Origin of the sequence: Bradyrhizobium sp. AZCC 1719, assembly GCF_036924525.1 — a bacterium.
GTDB lineage: Bacteria > Pseudomonadota > Alphaproteobacteria > Rhizobiales > Xanthobacteraceae > Bradyrhizobium.
Genome location: NZ_JAZHRU010000001.1, coordinates 2,470,442 through 2,491,751 on the forward strand (window position 1 = coordinate 2,470,442; position 21,310 = coordinate 2,491,751).

At 63.9% G+C, this 21,310-nt stretch carries 20 protein-coding genes; 12 read left to right on the forward strand and 8 right to left on the reverse strand.

Annotation, left to right across the window (positions count from 1 at the left end; genetic code table 11):
• The first annotated feature begins 107 nt into the window (after positions 1 to 107).
• The 5 genes from V1292_RS11655 to V1292_RS11675 all read left to right on the forward strand — a co-directional run bounded on the left by V1292_RS11655 (position 108) and on the right by V1292_RS11675 (position 4,363).
• Positions 108 to 1,106, forward strand: coding sequence for a DUF808 domain-containing protein (locus tag V1292_RS11655; RefSeq protein WP_334372640.1), 999 nt, complete (start codon positions 108 to 110; stop codon positions 1,104 to 1,106).
• 295 nt (positions 1,107 to 1,401) lie between these two features.
• The gene (locus tag V1292_RS11660; protein ID WP_334372641.1) at positions 1,402 to 2,013 is read left to right on the forward strand and encodes a LabA-like NYN domain-containing protein; all 612 of its coding nucleotides are present in this window, start codon (positions 1,402 to 1,404) and stop codon (positions 2,011 to 2,013) included.
• A gap of 141 nt (positions 2,014 to 2,154) precedes the next feature.
• On the forward strand, positions 2,155 to 2,280 hold the full coding sequence (locus V1292_RS11665) for a hypothetical protein (RefSeq protein ID WP_334372643.1): 126 nt from the start codon (positions 2,155 to 2,157) through the stop codon (positions 2,278 to 2,280).
• A 163-nt stretch (positions 2,281 to 2,443) separates the two neighbouring features.
• Positions 2,444 to 3,718: an MFS transporter gene (locus tag V1292_RS11670; protein WP_334372645.1), complete on the forward strand. Its 1,275-nt coding sequence runs from the start codon at positions 2,444 to 2,446 to the stop codon at positions 3,716 to 3,718.
• A 228-nt stretch (positions 3,719 to 3,946) separates the two neighbouring features.
• Complete coding sequence (locus tag V1292_RS11675) at positions 3,947 to 4,363, forward strand: hypothetical protein (protein WP_334372647.1); 417 nt, start codon at positions 3,947 to 3,949, stop codon at positions 4,361 to 4,363.
• A gap of 1,006 nt (positions 4,364 to 5,369) precedes the next feature.
• Here V1292_RS11675 and V1292_RS11680 read toward each other — a convergent pair.
• The 3 genes from V1292_RS11680 to V1292_RS11690 form a co-directional block, all read right to left on the reverse strand.
• Positions 5,370 to 5,819 (reverse strand): hypothetical protein, encoded by a 450-nt coding sequence (locus V1292_RS11680; protein WP_334372648.1) that lies wholly within the window; start codon positions 5,817 to 5,819, stop codon positions 5,370 to 5,372.
• A 118-nt stretch (positions 5,820 to 5,937) separates the two neighbouring features.
• Positions 5,938 to 6,297 carry a DUF883 family protein gene (locus V1292_RS11685; protein ID WP_334372649.1) on the reverse strand — a complete coding sequence of 120 codons (360 nt, stop codon included), beginning with the start codon at positions 6,295 to 6,297 and terminating at the stop codon, positions 5,938 to 5,940.
• Positions 6,298 to 6,363: 66 nt separating this feature from the next.
• A complete protein-coding gene (locus tag V1292_RS11690) occupies positions 6,364 to 7,467 on the reverse strand; it encodes an AI-2E family transporter (RefSeq protein WP_334377011.1) in 1,104 nt (367 codons plus the stop codon).
• 310 nt (positions 7,468 to 7,777) lie between these two features.
• On the opposite strand from V1292_RS11690, the gene V1292_RS11695 reads away from it, so the two are divergent.
• Both V1292_RS11695 and V1292_RS11700 read left to right on the forward strand, forming a co-directional pair.
• A complete protein-coding gene (locus V1292_RS11695) occupies positions 7,778 to 8,539 on the forward strand; it encodes a L,D-transpeptidase (protein ID WP_334372651.1) in 762 nt (253 codons plus the stop codon).
• 25 nt (positions 8,540 to 8,564) lie between these two features.
• A complete protein-coding gene (locus V1292_RS11700; protein ID WP_442895518.1) occupies positions 8,565 to 9,206 on the forward strand; it encodes a DUF2865 domain-containing protein in 642 nt (213 codons plus the stop codon).
• A gap of 37 nt (positions 9,207 to 9,243) precedes the next feature.
• Here V1292_RS11700 and V1292_RS11705 read toward each other — a convergent pair whose 3' ends face one another.
• The gene (locus V1292_RS11705; protein ID WP_334372655.1) at positions 9,244 to 11,337 is read right to left on the reverse strand and encodes a methyl-accepting chemotaxis protein; all 2,094 of its coding nucleotides are present in this window, start codon (positions 11,335 to 11,337) and stop codon (positions 9,244 to 9,246) included.
• A gap of 207 nt (positions 11,338 to 11,544) precedes the next feature.
• Here V1292_RS11705 and V1292_RS11710 point away from each other — a divergent pair, with 207 nt between their 5' ends.
• Positions 11,545 to 11,697, forward strand: coding sequence for a Thivi_2564 family membrane protein (locus tag V1292_RS11710; protein ID WP_156908724.1), 153 nt, complete (start codon positions 11,545 to 11,547; stop codon positions 11,695 to 11,697).
• Positions 11,698 to 11,748: 51 nt separating this feature from the next.
• Here V1292_RS11710 and V1292_RS11715 read toward each other — a convergent pair whose 3' ends face one another.
• The 4 genes from V1292_RS11715 to cysD form a co-directional block, all read right to left on the reverse strand.
• Positions 11,749 to 11,949 (reverse strand): CsbD family protein, encoded by a 201-nt coding sequence (locus tag V1292_RS11715; RefSeq protein ID WP_334372657.1) that lies wholly within the window; start codon positions 11,947 to 11,949, stop codon positions 11,749 to 11,751.
• A 93-nt stretch (positions 11,950 to 12,042) separates the two neighbouring features.
• Complete coding sequence (locus V1292_RS11720; RefSeq protein ID WP_334372659.1) at positions 12,043 to 14,205, reverse strand: malate synthase G; 2,163 nt, start codon at positions 14,203 to 14,205, stop codon at positions 12,043 to 12,045.
• Positions 14,206 to 14,403: 198 nt separating this feature from the next.
• Positions 14,404 to 16,320 carry an adenylyl-sulfate kinase gene (gene cysC, locus V1292_RS11725; protein ID WP_334372661.1) on the reverse strand — a complete coding sequence of 639 codons (1,917 nt, stop codon included), beginning with the start codon at positions 16,318 to 16,320 and terminating at the stop codon, positions 14,404 to 14,406.
• Between the two features lie 24 nt (positions 16,321 to 16,344).
• Positions 16,345 to 17,139, reverse strand: coding sequence for a sulfate adenylyltransferase subunit CysD (gene cysD, locus V1292_RS11730; RefSeq protein WP_028349295.1), 795 nt, complete (start codon positions 17,137 to 17,139; stop codon positions 16,345 to 16,347).
• A gap of 253 nt (positions 17,140 to 17,392) precedes the next feature.
• Between cysD and cysG the strand changes: the two genes are divergently transcribed.
• The 4 genes from cysG to V1292_RS11750 are packed head-to-tail and all read left to right on the forward strand — an operon-like array spanning position 17,393 to position 21,308.
• Positions 17,393 to 18,829 carry a siroheme synthase CysG gene (cysG, locus tag V1292_RS11735; protein ID WP_334372663.1) on the forward strand — a complete coding sequence of 479 codons (1,437 nt, stop codon included), beginning with the start codon at positions 17,393 to 17,395 and terminating at the stop codon, positions 18,827 to 18,829.
• Positions 18,826 to 19,137, forward strand: coding sequence for a DUF2849 domain-containing protein (locus V1292_RS11740; protein ID WP_065747452.1), 312 nt, complete (start codon positions 18,826 to 18,828; stop codon positions 19,135 to 19,137). The genes cysG and V1292_RS11740 overlap by 4 nt, the downstream gene beginning before the upstream one ends.
• A 13-nt stretch (positions 19,138 to 19,150) precedes the next feature.
• Entirely contained in the window at positions 19,151 to 20,806 is a 1,656-nt protein-coding gene (locus tag V1292_RS11745) for a nitrite/sulfite reductase (RefSeq protein WP_334372664.1), read from the forward strand.
• Complete coding sequence (locus V1292_RS11750; protein WP_334372666.1) at positions 20,793 to 21,308, forward strand: DUF934 domain-containing protein; 516 nt, start codon at positions 20,793 to 20,795, stop codon at positions 21,306 to 21,308. The genes V1292_RS11745 and V1292_RS11750 overlap by 14 nt, the downstream gene beginning before the upstream one ends.
• The last annotated feature ends 2 nt before the right edge of the window (positions 21,309 to 21,310 follow it).

The window sequence follows — 21,310 nt, forward strand, 5'->3', positions numbered from 1 at the left end:
GATCCGGCGCGCTCAACTAGCGCGCCGGATTTTTTGCGGTCATAAACCGCAAGGCTTGAACCGCAAGGCTTGGGGCCGCGAATCAAATGGTGTGGGGGTAGAATTCGATGAGTATCGGGCTGATCGGCCTTCTCGACGATGTCGCTGGTATCGCGAAGGTAGCTGCAGCCTCCCTCGATGATGTCGCCAGCCAGGCCGCCAGGGCGGGCGCAAAAGCCGCAGGCGTTGTGATCGACGATACCGCGGTCACGCCCGGTTACGTGATCGGGTTCGAGCCGAAGCGCGAGCTTCCCATTGTGGGCAGGATCGCCGCAGGATCGCTGCGCAACAAGCTGTTGATTCTGCTGCCAGCCGCCTTGGTGCTGAGCTACTTCCTTCCCTGGACGATTACGCCGCTGCTGATGCTGGGCGGAGCCTATCTCTGCTACGAAGGGGTCGAGAAGGTGCTCGAAGCGGTCATGCCCCATCAGGCACACCAGCATGAGGCCCAACTCGAAACGGTCGCCTTGAATGCGCAGTCGGTCGAGGACGAGAAGGTCGCAAGCGCTGTCAAGACCGACTTCATCCTCTCGGCCGAGATCATGGCGATCACGCTGGCGGCGCTCCCGGCGGGGAGCATTTGGAAGCAGGCGCTCGTGTTGGCGGTTGTGGCGATCGGAATCACCGTCGCCGTGTATGGCGTGGTCGCCCTGATCGTGAAAGCCGACGACGTTGGGGTGGCGCTTGCGACCAACGATCGTGCTTCGCTTGTCGGCCGCGCGCTCGGCCGCGGCATCGTTCGCAGCATGCCCGTGCTGCTGAAAATCCTCAGCGTCGTCGGCACCGCCGCCATGATCTGGGTGGGCGGCGGCATCATCCTGCATGGCCTCGAGGCCTACGGCCCGCCCGCGATCGAACACGCCGTCAAGGCGGCGGCGGAGGCAGTGGCGCACGCTGTGCCGCCGGTCGCCGCGCTTCTCGAATGGGTGGTTGAGGCCGCCATCTCCGGTGTCATCGGATTGCTGGTCGGCGCCGCATCGATCCCGGTCGTCGGATTTGTCGTCGCGCCGGCGTGGAAATGGCTGAAGCATCTTCTGCAACGCGGTCAGAACAGGCCGGCTCAGTGAAGAGCCGCCGGTTTGCGGCGGAAGAGGTTAAACCTTCGTATAGCCGGTCCATCCGTTTCGATACCGGCGGCTTACCTCGGTACAATTGAGCTCGGCGCGCATGCACCTTAACGTTGGCGCGTCGAGGCAGGATGTAATATCGACTAAACTACCGGCGCAGCGCGCGATTGTTCCTCCCGGTCGTCGGCGCCCCTGCCTCGTCACCTCGGTCAGCTTTGGTACCTAGAGCGTGCGGGCAAGCCTTTAGCGAATGCTCGCCCGATCGGCGTCCCCTTAAATGAGAGGCCAGTGTCCGATGATGCCGTCCGACAGAATCGCGCTCTTTATCGATGGCGCCAATCTTTACGCGACCGCCAGGACACTCGGTTTCGACGTCGACTACCGGCGTCTGCTTAAGGAGTTCCAGGGCCGTGGCACGTTATTGCGCGCGTTCTACTACACGACCATTGTCGAGGATCAGGAATACACATCGATCCGTCCGCTGGTCGATTGGCTCGATTATAACGGCTACACCGTGGTCACCAAGCTCAGCAAGGAATTCACTGACGCCAGTGGCCGCCGCAAGGTGAAGGGCAGCATGCATATCGAGCTTACCGTCAATGCGATGGAGCTCGCCGAGCGTATCGACAGGATGTTTCTGTTCTCCGGCGATGGGGATTTTCGCTCGCTGGTGGAGGCGGTGCAGCGCCGCGGCGTGCACGTCACTGTCGTCTCGACCCTGACCAGCCAGCCTCCGATGGTGGCTGACGAACTGCGGCGTCAGGCCGATGCCTTCATCGAGCTTGCGGAATTGAAGGCAGCGATCGGGCGCGATCCGTCCGAGCGGCCGGGACTACGCGACATCCGTCAGCAATTGCCGCCGTTCGCAACGCGCGGAGCGATCAATGGCGGTGGCATCGCGGGATGATTTCTGATTGATCGGTTGAACCGCGGGCTGCGGACTGATCCGTGTTGTTGTTGCGTAGAGTTGGAATGCCCGCTCCACGGTCTGTCTTTTTGTGCACGCGGTCTGTGAAGCAGTTCACCTCCGGCTTGTGAGGCCGGCGGTATGATTGCTTCTCCTGATACGCCGCCGATCCCGGAATTCCACACGCTGGGACCGGCGATCGCCGGCGTTACCGTGTTCTCGGCCAGGCACCTCCCCCTGGCTAGGGCCACCAGCTTCGATGTGTAAGCTGGTCGGACTATCCGGCGCGCCACCAGCGCGCCGGATTTTTTTCGGACGATGCCGTGCGCGCACTGGAGGCTACCAATCGGATCGATTGCTTGTTGAACTGCGCGCCGCGCCCGCATAGGCTCGTTGCAACGAGAAAACAAACGGAAACGTTCCTTCACCGATGCAGTCCGCCGAGCGGCCTTTCCCCCACCGCCGGGGCCTCATCATCGTTGCGACATTGGCGACCGCCTATGTCGCCAGCCATTTTTTCCGCGCCTCCAACGTCACCATCGGCCTCGATTTGATGCGCGATCTCGCGATCGGGCCGGAAGCGCTGGGGGCGCTGACCGGCGCGTTCTTCTTCGGCTTCGCCGCGATGCAGATCCCTTGCGGCTTCTTCTTCGACCGTTTCGGGCCGCGCTATACCGTGGTCGGCATGCTGATCGTGGCCTGCATCGGCGGCGCGATGTTCACGCTGGCGCCGAGCTGGCCGGTGCTGCTCACCGGCCGCGCGCTGATGGGGGCCGGCTGCGGCGTGATGCTGATCGGCAGCATGGTGGTGATCTCGCGCTGGTTTCCACCGGATCGTTTTTCCACGCTGACCGCGCTCGTGCTGTCGATCGGCTTGCTCGGTAACCTCGCCGCCACCACGCCGCTCGCCTGGGCATCGCAGGCGGTCGGCTGGCGTCCGGTATTCGGCGCCGTCGTCATCTTCACCGCGCTCGCCACGGTCGCGATCTTTCTGGTGGTGCGCGACGCGCCGCCCGGCCATCCCTTCCTGAGCCGCAAGGCGGAGCCGCCCGGCGAGATGCTGAAAGGGCTGATCGAGGTGCTGCGCAATCCGCGCCTGAAGCCGATCCTGGCGCTGAACTTCTGCAACTATGCCTGCACCTTCACCGTGCAGGGCCTGTGGGGCGGCGCGTTCTTGCGCGAGGTGCATGGCCTGAGCCCGATCGCAGCCGGCAATGTCCTGCTCTGCGCCGTGATCGCCTACCAGGCCGGCATGCTCGCCTTCGGCCCGCTCGACCGCCGGCTCGACACCCGCAAATGGATCGCGATCGGCGGTACCTCGGCGATCATTTTGCTGCTCGCGCTTCTGGCGCTGTTCTCCCACCCGCCCGCCTGGCTACCGATCGGCGCCATCGTCGCCATGGGCTTCTTCTCCGCCTCCAGCACCATGGTGATGACCCACGGCCGCGGCATCTTTCCCGACCGCCTGATCGGCCGCGGCATCTCGACCATGAACACATCAGTGATGCTCGGCGTCGCCTGCATGCAGACGCTCTCCGGCATCATCATTGGCGCGTTCGAGCCGCTAGCCAGCGGCGCGCGCACGGAGGACGCCTATCGCGCGCTGTTCGGCACGCTGACGCTGGTGCTGATCGTGGCGGTTGCAATTTACAGCCGCTCGCAGGATGTGAAGCCGAGCGAGGAGATGCGGGCGGCGGGGCGGTAGTTACAAAAAAAGCAGGGTGCGACCGGCATCACCACGGTCGCACCCTACGTCGCCGGTCAATGGGGCAGGGGGAATAACCGGCTGCCGGGATGACTCCGAGCCCCCGGAGTCGTTCCATGGTGCCGCAAATATTTTTCATACACGGTTAAGTGATCGATAAGCGCCGGACCTACGGCTACTCGGTTCGGGTTGTGTCCGTGATCGCCATGGGGCGAGGGACACAGAGCCATGTCACAGATTTTCAAAGCAATTTTTGCCCTTCTCGCCGTCTTCGCCACGTTTGGCGCCGTTCAGCTTGCTTCCGGTCACGATCTCGCCAGCCGGCTGAAACTCGCCGCGACCGCACCCGGAACAGACATCAACCGCGGGGCAGACATCAACCGCGCCGCCAAGGCCGACCGCGCGGCGGTCAAAGCCGCTGCGGGCCAGACCGAGACGATTACCATCCGGACCGTCGGCCTCGAGGACACATCCGTGGTGGTCCGTGTTCCCGTGGTCCAGGAGGAGGCGCGGAACCGCCCGGCGCCACCGGCCAAGCCAGACAACAAGCCCGGCAAATCGAAGACAACGATCGCCTGCGAACCGCCCGTCAGCGTGTTGACCGAAGTCGCAAAACTGCTCCAGCCCGGCCGCTGCGTGACCTGAGGCATCGTATCCGCCAAACGAGATCTGTAGGGTGGGCAGAGGCGCGATAGCGCCGTGCCCACCATCTATCATCGAGCACGATTCGTGATGGTGGGCACGCTTCCGCCTTCGCTCGTTGAGCTACGGCGGACAAGTCGCTTTGCCCACCTACGAACCGCGGACTGATTTGTCTCGCGTGCAAGCACAATCTCGATGTACCGCTGCGACCAATTAACACGACGGCAAATCATTTCTGATTTTCAGAAACCGTGTCAAGCCCGGGAATTAAAAATATTCCGCTTAACATGTCGAGCAAATCATCTGCATAACTCCGCCCGTCTCACCCATTGAGGGGCGCTCGCGATCGTCACGAACGTGCGGTGAGATGCGATGGACGCGGAAGGCGCGATAGACGTTGCGCGCCGGAGGCGTACGGTGAAGTCGTGTGGTCCTGATGTCGCGGTGCTGGCATGAAGCTGCGTGGTGTTTTCACGCAGCGACGGTGGCAAAAGAGCCGTTCGCCGGGGAGAGCACGAAGTAAGCCGTAAAGCCATTGCGCAGGGAAGGCCGGGATGCTCCCGCTGTACCTGTATGCTCGTGTGCGTGTTCTTTATGCGCAATTGCACACGAGACCGCGGGTGCAGCCAGCACCTGGTCTTCCCTGCGCCCTCTGAATGGGAGGGCGGGAAGCTACAGCAAACCTCGGGTGCATCGTGCCGCGAGAATGCTTCGTCACATTCAGTTGTCATCGCCCGGCTTGACCGGGCGACCCAGCATCCCAGAGACGTCAGTGATAGAACCGAGAAGCCACAGCGTACTGGATCCCCCGCTTTCGCGGGGGACGACAGCGGTGTGTGCGTCGCTATTCCCACGCATTGCGAGCGCAGCGAAGCAATCCATGCCGCCGCATAAAGAAAGAATGGATTGTTTCGCTGCGCTCGCAATCACGTGGATGGGCTGCAGCGCACTGGATGCGCCGCGTGCTCAGGATGTGACAGTTTCACGATCTCACGGCACGCGAGCTCGCCTACTCCGCCGGCGCTTCGCTCTCGCCGCTGCTGGCGTTGGCGCGGCTTGCCAAAAATCCCAGCGCCAGTCCGCCGATTGCGAGAATCGGGATCAGCTTCTTGACGCCGATGGCGCGGATCACCTGGATGCCGGTCGCGACCAGCACCGGATCGGACAGCACGGCCTGCGCGGTGGATTTCGCCTTCGCCGCCTGTTTGGCGCGCGCCTCGATCTGCCTCTTGCGCACCATGTACCAGCCGGCTGCGATGAGCGCGACCACGAAGAAGATGGCGGCACCGGTGAGGCAAGCCTGCACGGGACCGTACCGCTCCAGCACGAACACGAAGGCCGCTGCGCACAGAAAGGCGGCCGTGACCAGCAATGCTATCGCCGCCGCTGCCGCCAGCGAAGTCAGCCGCAACGCGGTGCCGGTCGATTCCTTGAAATCGTCGATCAGTCGCTGAAACATGGCCACGCCTCGATCTGAAAACCGCGTCAACAAAACACGCCGCAGCGCTCCGTCGCCACGGGAATGCAGGAGGCGATGCAAGGCATGGCTGCCCGGCGCCCGCGATCGGTCGCCAAACCTACCTACGCCACGCCACGCCGATCAGAAAGCCGATCCCCAGCGCCACGGCGACGGTTGCCAGCGGACGCTGCGTGATGGCGTCTTCCAGCGTCTCCTCGATCGAAGAGGCGGCGTCTTGGGCCGCGTCCATCATCGCGCTGCCGCGCTCCGACACGTCGTCGACCACCTGTTCTGCATTGGCGCGCGCCTGCCTGTAGCCATGCCGCGCCTGCTTGCCGGCGGAGCCGGCAAAACTGCTCAGCGCCTCGGTGATCTGCTCGGTCAGGGCTGCGATATCGTTTTTCACAGCGGTCACGTCCTTCTGCAGGCGCTCGTAGGTCGCTTTGTCCGTCAGATTCTTCATTGCTGCGTCAGACATCGAAAGCTCCCGGGTACTGAGTTCATTCGCGGAACAAACGCTCCGCCGAATGGGAAGTTCCTCGCCCTAGTCCTCCGGCAGTTGCGGCGAAGCCAGCGGCATCAAGTGCTCCTTGACGATCAGCGCGACGATCAGAAGCGGCGACGACAGGAACGCGCCCATCGGGCCCCACAGCCAGGTCCAGAACGCCACCGCCAGGAATACTGCAAGCGCGTTCAGCGCCAGCCGGCGGCCGACGATCGTCGGCGTCAGGAAATGGCCTTCCAGGAAAGTCATCACGGCGAACATGGCCGGCGCCAGCAGCCCGGCGCCGATGGTCGGGAATGCGACAAGGCCGACCACGACCAGCACGGCAAACATCGCCACCGGGCCGATGATCGGAATGAAATTCAGGATCGCCGCCAGTGCGCCGAGACTGGCCGGGTTGGGCATGCCCGTGACCGCGCAGATCAGGCCGGTGGCGATGCCGACGCCGGCATTGATCATGGTCACCACCAACAGATAGTTGCCGAGATGCTCCTCGATCTCGTTGAGGATCCGCAGCGTCCGCAGCCGCCACGCCCGCTCGCCGAAATTCAGGATCAGGGCCCGGCGCAGGTCCCGCCAGCTCGCGATGAACAGGATCAGCGTTGCGATGAACAGCAGGAATTCGGCAAAGGTCGGCGACAGGAATTCCAGCGTCGGCTGCACCCAGTCGACCTTGGGCAGATGCAATGTCGTCAGAGTATCGGGCCCGCCGAGCATGCTCTGCAGCTCCTGCCACTGAGCGAGCGGCCGGTCGAACACGCGCAGCTTGTCCCTCAAGAGTGCTCCCAGCTCCGGAAGCTTGCTGCTCCATTCGATTGCGGGCGAGGCGATCAGGCCGACCATGAAAGCGGCGGCGGCGCTGGTGGCCGCCACGATCAGTACCGCGGCGACCGCGCGCGGAATGCGGTAGCGCTCCAGGAAGCTGGCGGCCGGCGACAGCATGGTCCCGACGATAAAAGCCATCGTGATCGGCAGAAGGAGCGGCTTGGCGAGATAGAGACCGGTAATGATGCAGATGACCAGGAGGCCAACGAGCGAGATCGCCACCAGTTCAGTGCGGCGGATGACCGGCGGCTGCTCTGCCTTGCTGTCGGGGATCGGCGCGCCTTCGTGCCCGTTGGGAAGCTGGCGTTCGCCGGGCAATGGCTTTGTCGGCTGAGATTTGGAAGCCAAAGGCTTGGCGGACGAACGCTTGGGTGGAGGCGGCTTGGTGGGAATGACGCTCACAAATGGTTTTCCCTCGCCCGAAGCTGCGGTGACACGGCAACAGCGACGTCGCAAACCGGACTGGAATCAGAACGTGATGTGGAGGCGCGGGTTCCATCGCGCAGGCGTGAGCGGTGCCGCGCGTGGCGCGATGCGCGGCGGTGCCGGCGGCACGGAACCGCCGGCTCGCGGCGGCGTTTGTTGGAGCAGAGCATCCAGCGATGCACAATCCCACGGGGCAGGTCCCATGACACAGTCCTCCGATCGCCGGCTTTCGTCGCGCGTGGCGAGCGCGTTTGTTCTCGTCGCCGCCGTTTTGCTGATGCCGTTGAGTGCTGCGAACGCGCAGACGCGCGACTACGCATCCACCCAGCCGAATGGCTATCCTGCCGATGAGGTGATTGCGTCCGACGAGGGCGCGACGCCCGAACGGCTTCGCCGTGCTGTCGTCCCCTTCGGAACGACGGAGGCGCCGGGCACCATCGTCATCGATACCGGCAACACCACGCTCTATTATGTGCTCGGCCAGGGCCGGGCCATCAGATACGGCGTCGGCGTTGGCCGCGAAGGCTTTACCTGGGCCGGGATGCAGACCATCAGCCGCAAGGCGGAATGGCCGGACTGGCATCCACCCAGCCAGATGATCGCGCGCCAGCCCTATCTGCCGCGCTTCATGGCCGGTGGTCCCGGCAATCCGCTCGGCGCGCGGGCGATGTATCTCGGCACCAGCCAGTACCGCATTCACGGCACCAACGATCCCTCGACGATCGGGAAATTCGTCTCGTCCGGCTGCATCCGCCTGGTCAATGAGGACGTCATAGATCTGTTTAACCGCGTCGATGTCGGCACCAGGGTCGTGGTGCTGCCGAAGAGAGCGCCGGTCATGGCGCGCGGCGGGGATTCCAGGACCGGCATCACGGCTCGTCCGTCTGCCGCGCATCCGCGCCCCGTCGCAATCGCGCCGTCGGGCCGCCAGGCGATGAACCTGACGCCGCCGGAGCTGAACTGAAGTGATGCGTGAGAGGAGCCCGTTGATGCGATCGGGAAAACTGGCGGCATGGGGAGCAGCCGCGCTGGCGTGCGCGTCGGCGCTGGCGCCTGCCGCGCAGGCGCAGGACTTCTTCTCGCAACTATTCGGTGGATTCGCCCGCCCGCGCCATCAGCCAAATATCCAGATGCCGTTTCCCAATGACGACGGCCAGGTGTATGCGCCGCGCGGCGAGGGGCGCACCCGTTACGGCGGTGGCGGCCAGGCGTATTGCGTGCGGACCTGCGACGGGCGCTACTTCCCGCTCACAGCGTCCGACAACGCTAGCCGGGGGACCTCCTGCAACAAGCTATGCCCGGCGAGCGAGACCAGGGTGTTCTACGGCAGCAGCATCGACGACGCGGCCGCCGAGAACGGAAAGGCCTATTCGGAATTGCCGAACGCGTTCCGCTATCGCAATGAACTCGTCAGCGGCTGCACCTGCAACGGCAAGGACCAGGTCGGGCTGGCGCAGGTCAAGATCGAGGACGACCCGACGCTGCGCAAGGGCGACATCGTCGCCGGCGAGAACGGACTCCTGGTCGTGGGCCGCAGCGGCGACAGGCGCGGCACTGAGCTGAACTTCTCACCTGCCTCCGGCAAGGCCCGCGCCAAGTATGGGCGGGTGCCCGTGGTGGCGCGGGATTGATCGCTGTCATGCCCCGGGCATGACGGGTGGAGGTGAACTAAGCCGCGCGGATCTTACCGAGGAACGCGGTGACCTGATTGCCGAGTTGCTGGCTCTGCGTCTCCAGCGTCTGGGAAGCCTGCTTGACGTCCTCGGCGGCGGCCGCTGCCGCGTCGGCATCGGCCTTCACGCCGGTGATGTTGTCGGACACGTTCTTGGTGCCCTGCGCGGCAAACTGAGTGCTGCGGGTGATCTCCTGCGTCGCGGCTCCCTGTTGCTGCACGGCGGCGGCAATCGCGGTCGCGACCTCGTTGACCTCGCCGATGATGCTGCCGATGCCCTTGATGGCGTCGATGGCCTCGCCGGCCACCCGCTGGATGTCCGAGATCTGCTCGGAAATCTCCTCGGTCGCCTTCGCGGTCTGGCTCGCCAGCGATTTTACCTCGGAGGCGACCACCGCAAAGCCGCGGCCGGCCTCGCCGGCGCGCGCAGCCTCGATGGTGGCGTTGAGTGCCAAGAGGTTGGTCTGTGCGGCGATGGTATTGATCAGGCCGACGACTTCGCCGATCCGCCCTGCCGATTGCGCCAGCCCCTGAACGGTGCCGTCGGTGTTGCGCGCCTGGCCGACCGCGCGGCTGGCGATGCTGGCGGCATGCGCCGCCTGCTGGCTGATGTCGTTGATCGAGGCGCTGAGCTCTTCGGAAGCCGCAGCGACCGTCTCGACGCTCATCGAGGCGTCGCCGGAGGCCTTCTCGGCGACCTGGACGCGCTCGTTGGTCTGGCGCGAAATCGTCGAGAGGCCGGTCGAGGTGGTCCGCATCTGGCCGGAAGCATCGCCGAGCTGGTTGAGCGTCTGGCGCACCATGCCCTCGAACTCGCCGACATAGCTCTCGATCGCCTGCTGCCGCGCCATCGCGCCGGCGTTGCGCTCGCGCTCCTGCGCCTCGATCCGCGCCTTGTCGGCGGCCTGCTGCTTGAACGTCTCCAGTGCGCCGGCCAGCGCGCCGATTTCGTCGTGGCGCGCCGCATAGCCGGTATCGACGCCGAGGTCGCCGGCGGCGACTTTCAGCATGGCGTCGCGCATGGCGTGCAGCGGCTTGATGACGCGGCGGGTAACGATCGCCATGGCGCCGAACGCCAGCGCCAGCGCGCCGATCAGCAATGCGAGCTGCATCGTCAGCGAGCGTTGGGCGGTGGAGCGCAGGTGCGCGGCGTGATCCTTGGCGGCGTCAAGCGCGGCTTCGGCCACGGCGACGGCGGCAGCGAGACGCCCGACCGTGACCGGGGTCCACTGGTTGGCGGTCAGTTCCGACTTCTCGCCGGCCGCAACCTGCGTCAGCAACCGGTCGCGCAGAGCGAGATATTGCGGCTCGAAATAGGCGGTTTTGGTTGCAGCCATGGCGCTCGAGATCGCCGGGGGCAACTGCATCCCCGCTGCCGTCAATTCCAGCGCGCTCCAGGCGGCGTCGATGCCGCCAGTATATTTCGTATAGGCGAGCCTCATCTCAGGCGCGACCTTGCCGGTATTGAGCCCGTTCGAGACGATCAGCGAGGCCTCGCCGGCGGTGTTGCGCAACAGCCAGGCGATCTGCTTGATCGCCAGCAACTGGTCGATGGTCGCGTCCTGGTGATTGACGGCCGCACCCAGCGCCCTGGACAGCTTCTCCAGCGTCTCCAGCATGGCACTTGCGGCAGCAAAGTATTCCTTGGCCAGCTCGGGTCGGCGCGCGGCCTTCGGCTTGGCCACGGCTTCCCAGAACTCCTTCTGCAGCGCCGTCATCGTCTTGTAGAGGCGGTCGAACTCGGGGACCAGCGTCTGGTGCTGTGCGAAGTCGATGCCGCCGAGCAGGCCGAGCGCGTTGCCCATCGCCGGCATTTCGGTGTCGCGGATGTTGCGCAGATACTTCTCGATATCGGCATCCATCGGCGCATCGGAATTCAAGAGCCGGTTGGTCGTGGAGCGATCGGTGCGCAGATTGTGCATCGCCTTGAACATGTTTGCGGAGGCGTCGGCGATGACCGCAATGCGGCTCGCCACCTGCAAGCGGCCCCAGGAGTCCCAGGCGTTGAGCGAAAATCCAATCACCACGCAGATTGAGGTGACGAGGATGACGGTTTTCAGCAGCGCGGATACGGTCAGACGGTTCAACATGATGCTCCCCCGAGGCGTCGTGGCCATTTGGAGGGCAAACGGTAAATACTTATCGAGTGAGAGCCCGCGTAGTACTACGAGGATTCCTTGAAATGACTGCAATTTTCCAAGCGGGCTCGGTTCCGTGACGCGGAACCCGGCGCGCTTGTTCACGTTAACAAAACACTACCAGCGCATTTTTCCGGCCAACGCCGAAGGGGGCTTCGCATGCTTGTCAGCATACTCATCACGTTTCTGGTCGTTATCCTCGTCCTCTATCTCATCAACCTCCTGCCGATCGACGGCCGCGCCAAGCAGATCGCCCGCGTCGTGGTGATCATTCTGGGCGTGATCTCGCTGTTGAGATACATCTCGGTCTAAAACGAAAAGCCCCGACGGATGCGGGGCTTTTGGTGTTCGGAAAGCGAGGGCCTACTTCAACGTCTTGAACCAGTCGTCGACGTCCTTGCGGATCTGGTCCTTGGCGAAGCCGTAGCGCTGCTGCAGCTTGCCTTCGAGTTGTTCGCGGCGGCCCTCGATGACGTTCAGATCGTCATCGGTAAGCTTGCCCCACTTCTCCTTGGCGGAGCCCTTGAACTGTTTCCAGTTGCCTTCAACCCTGTTCCAATCCATCGCCATCTCCTCCTCTTGGTATGGCGATCAACGGACAAAAAGCTCGGGCGTTCCGCCAAAATCGATGCGGCATCGTGACGTGTCGCGGCGGGCTCAGCCCGCCGCCTTTGCCTCGCGGCGGCGCGCGGTGAGGATGTATTCGGTGTAGCCGTTCGGCTGCTCGCGGCCCTTGAAGACGAGATCGCAGGCGGCCTGGAAGGCAACGCCGTCGAACGAAGGCGCCATCGGCTTGTAGAGCGGGTCGCCGGCATTCTGCTTGTCGACCACGACGGCCATGCGCTTCATCGATTCCATCACCTGATCCTTGCTGACGACGCCATGCGCCAGCCAGTTCGCCAGATGCTGGCTGGAAATCCGCAACGTCGCGCGGTCTTCCATCAGGCCGACATCATGGATGTCGGGTACCTTGGAGCAGCCGACGCCCTGGTCGATCCAGCGCACGACATAGCCGAGGATGCCCTGGCAGTTGTTATCAATCTCCTGCTTCACGTCATCGGGCGCCCAGTTCGACTGCGAAACCGGAATAGTAAGGATGTCGGAGAGTTTTGCGCGCTGGCCGCCCTTGGCGAGCTCTTCCTGTCGCGCGATCACGTTGACCTGGTGATAATGCAGCGCGTGCAGCGTGGCAGCGGTCGGCGACGGCACCCACGCCGTGGTCGCGCCGGCCTGCGGATGGCCGAGCTTCTGGCTGAGCATGTCGGCCATCTTGTCGGGCGCCGCCCACATGCCCTTGCCGATCTGGGCATGGCCGGGCAGGCCGTCGATCAGGCCCATGTCGACGTTCCAGTCCTCATAGGCCTTGATCCAGGGCTGCGCCTTCATGTCGTTCTTGCGGATCATCGGACCCGCTTCCATCGAGGTGTGAATCTCGTCGCCGGTGCGGTCGAGGAAGCCGGTGTTGATGAAGCAGATGCGCTTCGAGGCGTTCTGAATGCAGGCCTTCAGGTTCACCGTGGTGCGGCGCTCCTCGTCCATGATGCCGACCTTCATGGTATTCTCGGGCAGTCCGAGCAGCTTTTCCACCTCGCTGAACAATTCACAGGTCAGCGCGACTTCGTCGGGGCCGTGCATCTTCGGCTTGACGATGTAGACAGAGCCGGTGCGGCTGTTCCTGACCTTCGAATTGCCCTTGAGGTCGTGGATCGCGAGCAGACCGGCGACCGCAGCATCCAGAAGTCCTTCCGGAATCTCCTCGCCCTTTTCATCGAGCACGGCGTCGGTGAACATGTGATGGCCGACATTGCGCATCAGCAGCAGGCTGCGTCCGTGCAGCGTCAGCTCCTTGCCGTCCGGCGTCTTGTAGACGTGGTCAGGGTTGAGAGATCGTTGAACAGTCTTGCCGCCCTTCTCGAAATCGGCCGAAAGCGTGCCGTTCATCAGGCCGAGCGTGTTGCGATAGACCAGCACCTTGTCTTCGGCATCGACGGCGGCGACCGAGTCTTCCATGTCGAGAATGGTGGAAACCGCCGATTCCAGAATCATGTCGGCGACACCGGCCGGATCGTCCTTGCCGATCGCATGATTGCGGTCGATCTTCACTTCGACATGCATGCCGTTGTTGACGAGCAGGACCGCGGAAGGTTGGGCGGCATCGCCCTGGTATCCGGCGAACTGCGAGGCAGATTTTAGCGCGGTGGCGTTGCCGCTCTTCAGTTTCACCGCGAGCTGGCCGGCGATGACGCTGTACGACGTTACGTCGGTGTGGCTGCCGGTCGCGAGCGGCACGGCGGAATCGAGGAACGCCTTGGCCTTGGCGATCACCTTGTCGCCGCGCGCCTTGTTGTAGCCGCGGCCAGCCTCGCTCGGATCATGCGGAATCGCGTCGGTGCCGTAGAACGCGTCATAGAGCGAGCCCCAGCGCGCATTCGCCGCGTTCAGCGCGTAGCGGGCATTGGTCAGGGGAACGACGAGCTGCGGTCCGCAGATCTTGCCGATTTCCTCGTCGACATCGGATGTCTCGACCTTCTGCGTAGCCGGCTCGGGCAGGAGATAACCGATTTCCTTCAGGAACGCCGTATAGGCGTTCATATCGAACGCCTTGCCCTTGTTGGCGCGATGCCAGCCGTCGATTTTGACTTGCAGCGCGTCGCGGAGGGCGAGCAGCTCGCGATTTTTCGGCCCGAGCTTTTTGACGATGGCGGCGACGCCGGCCCAGAAGGCATCTGGGGAAATGCCGGTCTTGGGCGTCGCCTCCTTGGCGATGAAATCGAACAGGACAGGGGCGATCTTCAATCCGTGGGCATCGACACGCTTCATGACGGGCTTTCTCAAAAGAAATGGCGTTTACAGGCTGTTTTCCGGTGAAAAGCAGCAGAAAAACGCCAAAGGGGCGGCGTTGGCCGCCCTTTTAGCCCTAAAGCCGGGTCGATGAGAAGGCCCCAAAAGGAAGTGGAAGGCCTTATTTGGACGCGTTTTCTTTACGCGAACCGGTGTCCACTTCGCTCGAAAACGCTTTTAGATGTTCGCCGCCAGATCGACCAGTTCGTCGAACAGAATGCCGGTCTCCGCCAGCATTCGCTCGATCTCGTCGGTCGCGTCCGAAACCGTGCGCGCAGAGGTATCGATGCGCAGTTCTGCCTGAGCTGGAGGCTGGTAGTCGTTGCCGATGCCGGTGAAAGCCTGCAACGTGCCGGCGCGCGCCTTGGCGTAGTGGCCCTTGGGGTCGCGGCTCTCGCAGACTTCCGCCGGCGTCGCGACGTAGATCTCGCGGAACGAGGTGTCGGCGATGCGGCGCGCGGCTGCGCGATCGTCCGCCGATGGCGAGACCGCCGCGACGACGGCAATGTGTCCGTTGCGCGCCAGATGGGTTGCGACTTCCGCCAGTCGCCGGATGTTTTCGGTGCGGTCCTGCGCGGAGAAGCCGAGATCGCCGTTGAGGCCGGCGCGTAGCGTGTCGCCATCGAGCAGAATGGGCGAACCGCCGCGCGAAAACAGCCGTCGCTCGAGTGCGCGCGCCAGCGTCGATTTGCCCGAGCCCGGCAGGCCGGTCAGCCAGATCACTGCGCCGTTGTGACGGTAGCGCGCCGAGCGCTCTTCGGGGCGCAATGCGGATTCCACCGGCACGATGTCGATCGGAACGGCGCGCTGTCCGGCATCGACCGACAGCACGAGGCCGCCGCCGGCGATGCGGCCGTTGACCTCGATTACCAGCCGACCGGTGCGTGAATTTTCCTGATAGGGATCGGCCGCGATCGGCTGCGCCAGCGAAATGTCGATTTCGCCGACATGGTTGCGCGCGATCGCCGTGGTTTCCTCGTTGGAGAGTTCACCGGGATCGACCGCCTTCTCGATCGCGACAACGCTGGCGCGGGTTTCCCGCGTGCCAAGGCGGATCAGGATCTGATCGGCCTTCGACAGCGGCTTGTCGTGCAGCCAGAAAATGCGGGCGCGAATCCGCCGCGTGTCGCGCGGGGTAGCCCCCGCATGGGCGATGACATCGCCGCGCTCGATGAACAATTCGCGGTCGAGCGTGATGCCGACCGAGCGGCCCGCGCCATGGCTGCCGTTCAGCGGCGTCACCGGCCAGCTCTCCACGCTCTTGATCTTCGCGATCTTGCCGGCGGGCATGATGACGATTTCATCGCCGGCACTCAGATGTCCTGACTCGATGCGGCCCGCCACGATGCGGCGGTCGTCGAACTTGTAGATCGCCTGTACCGGCAGCCGCAGCGCCAGTTGCTCCAGCGGCCGCGCCGGCTCGAGCGCGTCAAGCGCTTCGACGACGGTTGGTCCCTGGTACCAGCCGATCCGTGGCGTATGCTCCGCAACACCGTCGCCGTCACGCGCCGAAATCGGAATCACCGCCGAGGGCGTCACGCCGAGGCCAATCAGATGCGCCGTAATCTCGTCGCTGATCGCCTTGAAGCGATCCGCGCTGAAGTCGACGCGGTCCATCTTGTTGACGACGATCGCGACCTGCTTGATGCCCAACAGATGCAAGAGATAGCCGTGCCGCCGGGTCTGGTCGCGCACGCCTTCCAGCGCGTCGATGATTAGCACCGCACCGTCGGCCTGCGAAGCGCCGGTGATCATGTTGCGCAGGAATTCGGCATGGCCGGGCGCGTCGATCAGCACGACGTCGCGCGAGCGGGTGCGGAAGCGGATTTGCGTGGTGTCGATGGTGATGCCCTGGTCGCGCTCGGTCTGCAGCGCATCGAGCAGGAACGACCATTCGAACGGCATGCCGCGCCGTGCGCTGACCGCTTTCAGCATCTCCAGCTTGCCTTCGGGCAGGCTGCCGGTCTCGTGCAGCAGGCGGCCGACCAGCGTGGATTTGCCGTGATCGACGTGACCGACGATGACGATGCGGACTTGCGGGCGGGTGGTGCCGTTCGGTGTTGCCGAAACGCTGGCAGGCAGGATCATGTTCATCGCAACGCTCACAGCAAATGTCCGTTAGAGATAGCCGGCGACGCGCAGCCGCTCGAAAGCATCTTCGGTTTCGTGATCCAGCGCGCGGCCGGCGCGCTCTGGCACCTTGGTGCCGTCGAGTTCGGCGAGGATCTCGTCGATGCTGGAGGCGGTCGAAGCAACCGGATTGGTGATGTCCTGATCGCCCAGCGAGCGATAGCGCTTGCCGTCCTTCGAGAGGTACAGCGGAATGATCGGAATGTTTTCGCGCTTGGTGTAGGCCCAGATGTCGGCCTCGGTCCAATGCAGGATCGGATGGACGCGTAAATGTGCGCCTTGCGGCACTGATGCGTTGAATTGGTCCCAGAACTCCGGGGGCTGATCGCGCACGTCCCAACCGCCTTCGAGCCCGCGCGGCGAGAACACGCGCTCCTTGGCGCGCGTGGCCTCCTCATCGCGGCGGATGCCGGCAATCAATCCGTCGAAACCATATTTGGTCAGGGCCCACTTCAGCCCTTCGGTCTTGCGGGCGGCCGAACGCGCGGCCGGCGGTAGCGTTGGATCGACGGCATCGATCGACGGGCAGGGTTCGACCTTCAGATCGAGATCCCACTCCTTTCCGAAGCGATCGCGGAAGGCGTACATCTCGGCAAATTTCTTGCCGGTATCGACGTGAAGCGCCGGAAACGGCACGCGGCCGAAGAAGGCTTTGCGCGCCAGCCAGATCATCACGTTGGAATCTTTTCCGAGCGACCACAGCAGCGCGAGTTTTTTCAACCGCGCGAACGCCTCGCGCAGAATGTAGATGCTCTGCGCCTCGAGCTCGTCGAGATGATCCATCGAGGGCGGCGGCAGCCGTCCATCGGTGAAAATTTGTTCGACTGTGGCGCCGCTTTTGCGGTCGGCGCCACGCAACCGGTCTTTGGCGGAGTCGGGATTGAGAAGATGCATCTCTGGGCCTTGGCCTTGGTGGGCGAAAATTCTATAGTCGCGATGCAACAGAGAAGAAAAAATTTTCTCTTTGCGGGCGCTGAACGACACATATATAGAAAATAATTCCAGTCAACCCCGAAGTGGGGGAAGCGAGTTTCGCATGCGATTCCTGCCCGTGTTTCTCGATCTGCAAAGCGGCGTGGTGCTGCTCGTCGGAGCCGGCGAACTCGTGCGCGCGAAGCTGCGCCTCTTGGCATCGGCCGGTGCAAACATTCGCTGGTATGCGACCGACGACAGCCATGACGTTTCGGGCCTCGATGCGGCCGCTGCCGCACGGATCGAACGCGCAACCGGCGATCCGCTCACGGCCGATCTCTCAGGCGTCATCGCGGTGCTCTGCGCCGGCGCCGGTGATATCGGCGTTGCGATGTCAGTGCGAGCGAAGGCGGTCGGTCTGCCCGTCAACGTGATGGACGATCTCGCGCATTCCACTTTCATCTTTCCGGCGATCGTCGATCGCGGCGACGTCGTCGTCGCCGTCGGCACCGGCGGCGCGTCGCCGGTGGTCGCGCGCCGCGTGCGCGAGCGCATCGAAGCGGTGCTGCCGGCGCGCATCGGCGATCTCGCCGCCTTCATCGGCAGCTTCCGTAAATCGATGCATGCGCGCATTCCCGAATTTGCGCTGCGCCGCCGCTTCTGGGAGCGCGTGATCGACGGCCCGATCGGTGCGCTGGTTCTGGCTGGGCGCAAGGCCGAGGCGGAAACCGCGCTGAATGAAATCGCCGATCCCTCCGCCTTCGCCGGCGCGAGCAAGGACGGCAAGGCCGAGGGCAGGGTGACGCTCGTCGGCGCGGGGCCGGGCGATCCGGATCTGCTCACCATCAAGGCGCTGCGCGCGCTGCAGGATGCTGACGTCGTTTTCTACGACGAGTTGGTGTCGCCGGAAATTCTCGATCGCGTGCGCCGCGACGCTTCGCGCATTCCGGTCGGCCGCCGCGTCGGCAAGCCCGGCATCGGCCAGGATGCGATCAACAAATTGCTGATTGAAGCTGCAAAATCTGGACAGCGCGCGGTGCGGCTGAAGGGTGGCGATCCCTTCATCTTCGGCCGTGGCGGCGAGGAGATCGAAGTGTTGCGCGCAGCAGGCGTCGCCTATTCGGTGGTGCCGGGCATCACCGCAGGCCTCGGCGCTGCCGCGCAGTTCGAAGCGCCGCTGACTTATCGGCATGAAGCGCTGCGCATCACTTTCCTGACCGCGCACAAGGCAAAGGACGCCGAGAACGTCGACTGGTCGGTGCTGACAGACAAGAAGATGACCATCGTGGTCTACATGGGCATGACGGCCGCGCCGTCGGTCCGCGCAGGGCTTCTGGCCGCAGGGCGGTCGCCAAAAACGCCGGTCGGAATATTTGCGCGGGTGACGCGGCCGGATGCGCAGGCCGTGGTCGGGACGCTCGAAAATCTTCCCGCGCTGGTCGAAAAAATCGATGGCGGCCCCGCCATCCTCATCATCGGCGACGTCGTCGCCCATTCCGCGCCGTGGCGCCAGTCCAACCTCACTCAAGTCATCTCAAAACTATTGGATGCTGCCGAATGACCTCTCCGCTCGAACAAAAGAAAATCAGAATCACCGGGCCGTCGGTAGTGACCGCCAACCGCACCTGGGATGGCGCCGTAGTCTACCGGACCGCACAACAGGGGTGGTCGACCGCTCTGTCCGACGCTGCGATCGTGAGCACTTCGGATGACGCGCGTGCGTTACTCGCCGAAAGCGCGGCCGATGACGTCGGCGCGGTCGGTGCCTATATCGCACCGGTCGAGCTCAAAGGCGGGGTGGTCAAACCCGGCAATCTCCGTGAACACATCCGGTCGAAGGGCCTCACCATCGACCTTCTTCCGGCCTAAAGGCTGATCCATCATGTATGCATATGACGAACTCGACCGCACGCTTATCAACGAGCGTGTTTCGGAATTCCGCGATCAGGTGAAGCGCCGCCTCTCGGGCGAACTCACCGAGGACGAATTCAAGATGCTGCGGCTGCAGAACGGCGTGTACCTGCAACTGCACGCCTACATGTTCCGCGTCGCGATCCCCTATGGCACGCTGTCATCGAAGCAGTTGCGCCGGCTCGCCCATATTGCCCGCCGCTACGATCGCGGTTACGGCCATTTCACCACGCGGCAGAACATCCAGTTCAACTGGATCAAGCTTGCCGAGTTGCCCGATGCGCTGGCCGAGCTTGCCGAGGTCGGCATCCACGCGATGCAGACCTCGGGCAATAACATGCGCAACGTCACCTCGGACCAGTGGGCGGGCGTCGCGCCCGGCGAGGTCGAGGATCCCCGCATCTGGTCGGAGATCCTGCGTCAGCACACCACGCTGCATCCGGAATTCTCGTTCCTGCCGCGCAAGTTCAAGATCGCGATCACCGCATCCGAGCACGACCGTGCCGCGATCAAGATCCATGACATCGGCTTGCGCCTGCACAAGAACGCCGACGGCGAGACCGGTTTCGAGGTGCTGGTCGGCGGCGGCCTCGGTCGCACGCCGTTCATCGCCAAGACCATCAAGCCGTTCGTAGCGGGCCGCGACATTCTCAGCTACGTCGAGGCGATCCTGCGCGTCTACAACCAGTACGGCCGCCGCGACAACATCTACAAGGCGCGCATCAAGATCCTGGTGCATGAGCTCGGCATCGAGAAGTTCGCGCGTGAGGTCGACGAGGAATGGCGGCAGATGGGCCACAGCGCCCTGACGCTCGACCATTCCGTCATCGAGGAGGTGCGTTCGCGCTTCTCCTATCCGGCCTACGAGAAGCTTCCGCACATGCCGGACGAGCTGAAGCAGGCCGCGCATGATCCGCTGTTCGAGCGCTGGCGCAAGAACTCGGTGGCCCCGCACAAGGTGCAGGGCTATTCGATCGTGACGCTGTCGCTGAAGCCGGTGGGCGGCCCGCCCGGCGATGCCACCGCCGACCAGATGGATGCGATCGCCGATCTTGCCGACAAATACTCCTTCGGCGAAATCCGCGTCGGTCACGAGCAGAACCTGGCGTTGCCGCATATTGCCAAGCGCGACCTGCCGCAGTTGTGGAAGGCGCTCGACCGTCTCGGGCTCGCCACGCCGAACGTCAATCTGGTCACCGACATCATCGCCTGCCCGGGGCTCGACTACTGCTCGCTCGCCAATGCGCGGTCGATTCCGATCGCACAGGAATTGACCCGGCGTTTTGCCAACCACGACACCGCCGACATGATCGGCCGGCTGCACATCAACATCTCGGGCTGCATCAACGCGTGCGGCCATCACCATGTCGGCCATATCGGCATTCTCGGCGTCGAGAAAAACGGCGAGGAGTTTTACCAGATCACGATCGGCGGCCGCGCCGACGAGAACGCGCAGATGGGCGCGCTGATCGGCCCGGCCGTCCCCTATGCGGAAGTTGCCGACGTGATAGAAGACATTGTCGAAGCCTATCTCGCGCTGCGCGACCGTCCCGAAGAACTGTTCGTCGATACGGTCAAGCGTCTGGGCGTCGAGCCATTCAAGGAGCGGGTCTATGCCACTCGTTAAGCAGGGAAGAATCACCACCGACCTGTTCGTCCATGTTGCCGACGGCGCCGAATTGCCGGGCGACGGAGCGGTCCTCATTTCGGCGGCGCGGTTCCTCGAAGATCCGGAAGCCATTCTCAAGCGCGCCGGCAAAACCGGCGTGATCTGGCCGAACAGCCGCGCCGTCGACGACCTCGTGCCCTATCTCGACCGCCTGGCCGCCGTCGCGCTGGTGTTCCCGACCTTCCGCGACGGCCGTGCCTACAGCCAGGCGCGATTGTTGCGCGAGCGGCATGGCTATGACGGCGAGCTGCGCGCCACCGGCCAGGTGCTGCGCGACCAGTTCGTGTTCATGTCGCGCGCCGGCTTCGACGCGTTCGAGGTGAAGAAGGATGCCGACGCCGATGCCTTCGCCGAGACCATGAAGCGCTATTCGGTGTTCTACCAGCCGACCGGCGACGGCCGCGTCACCGCGCTGAACCGGCGGATGCAGTTGCGTCATTCTGAGAGTGCCGGCCAGTGAGC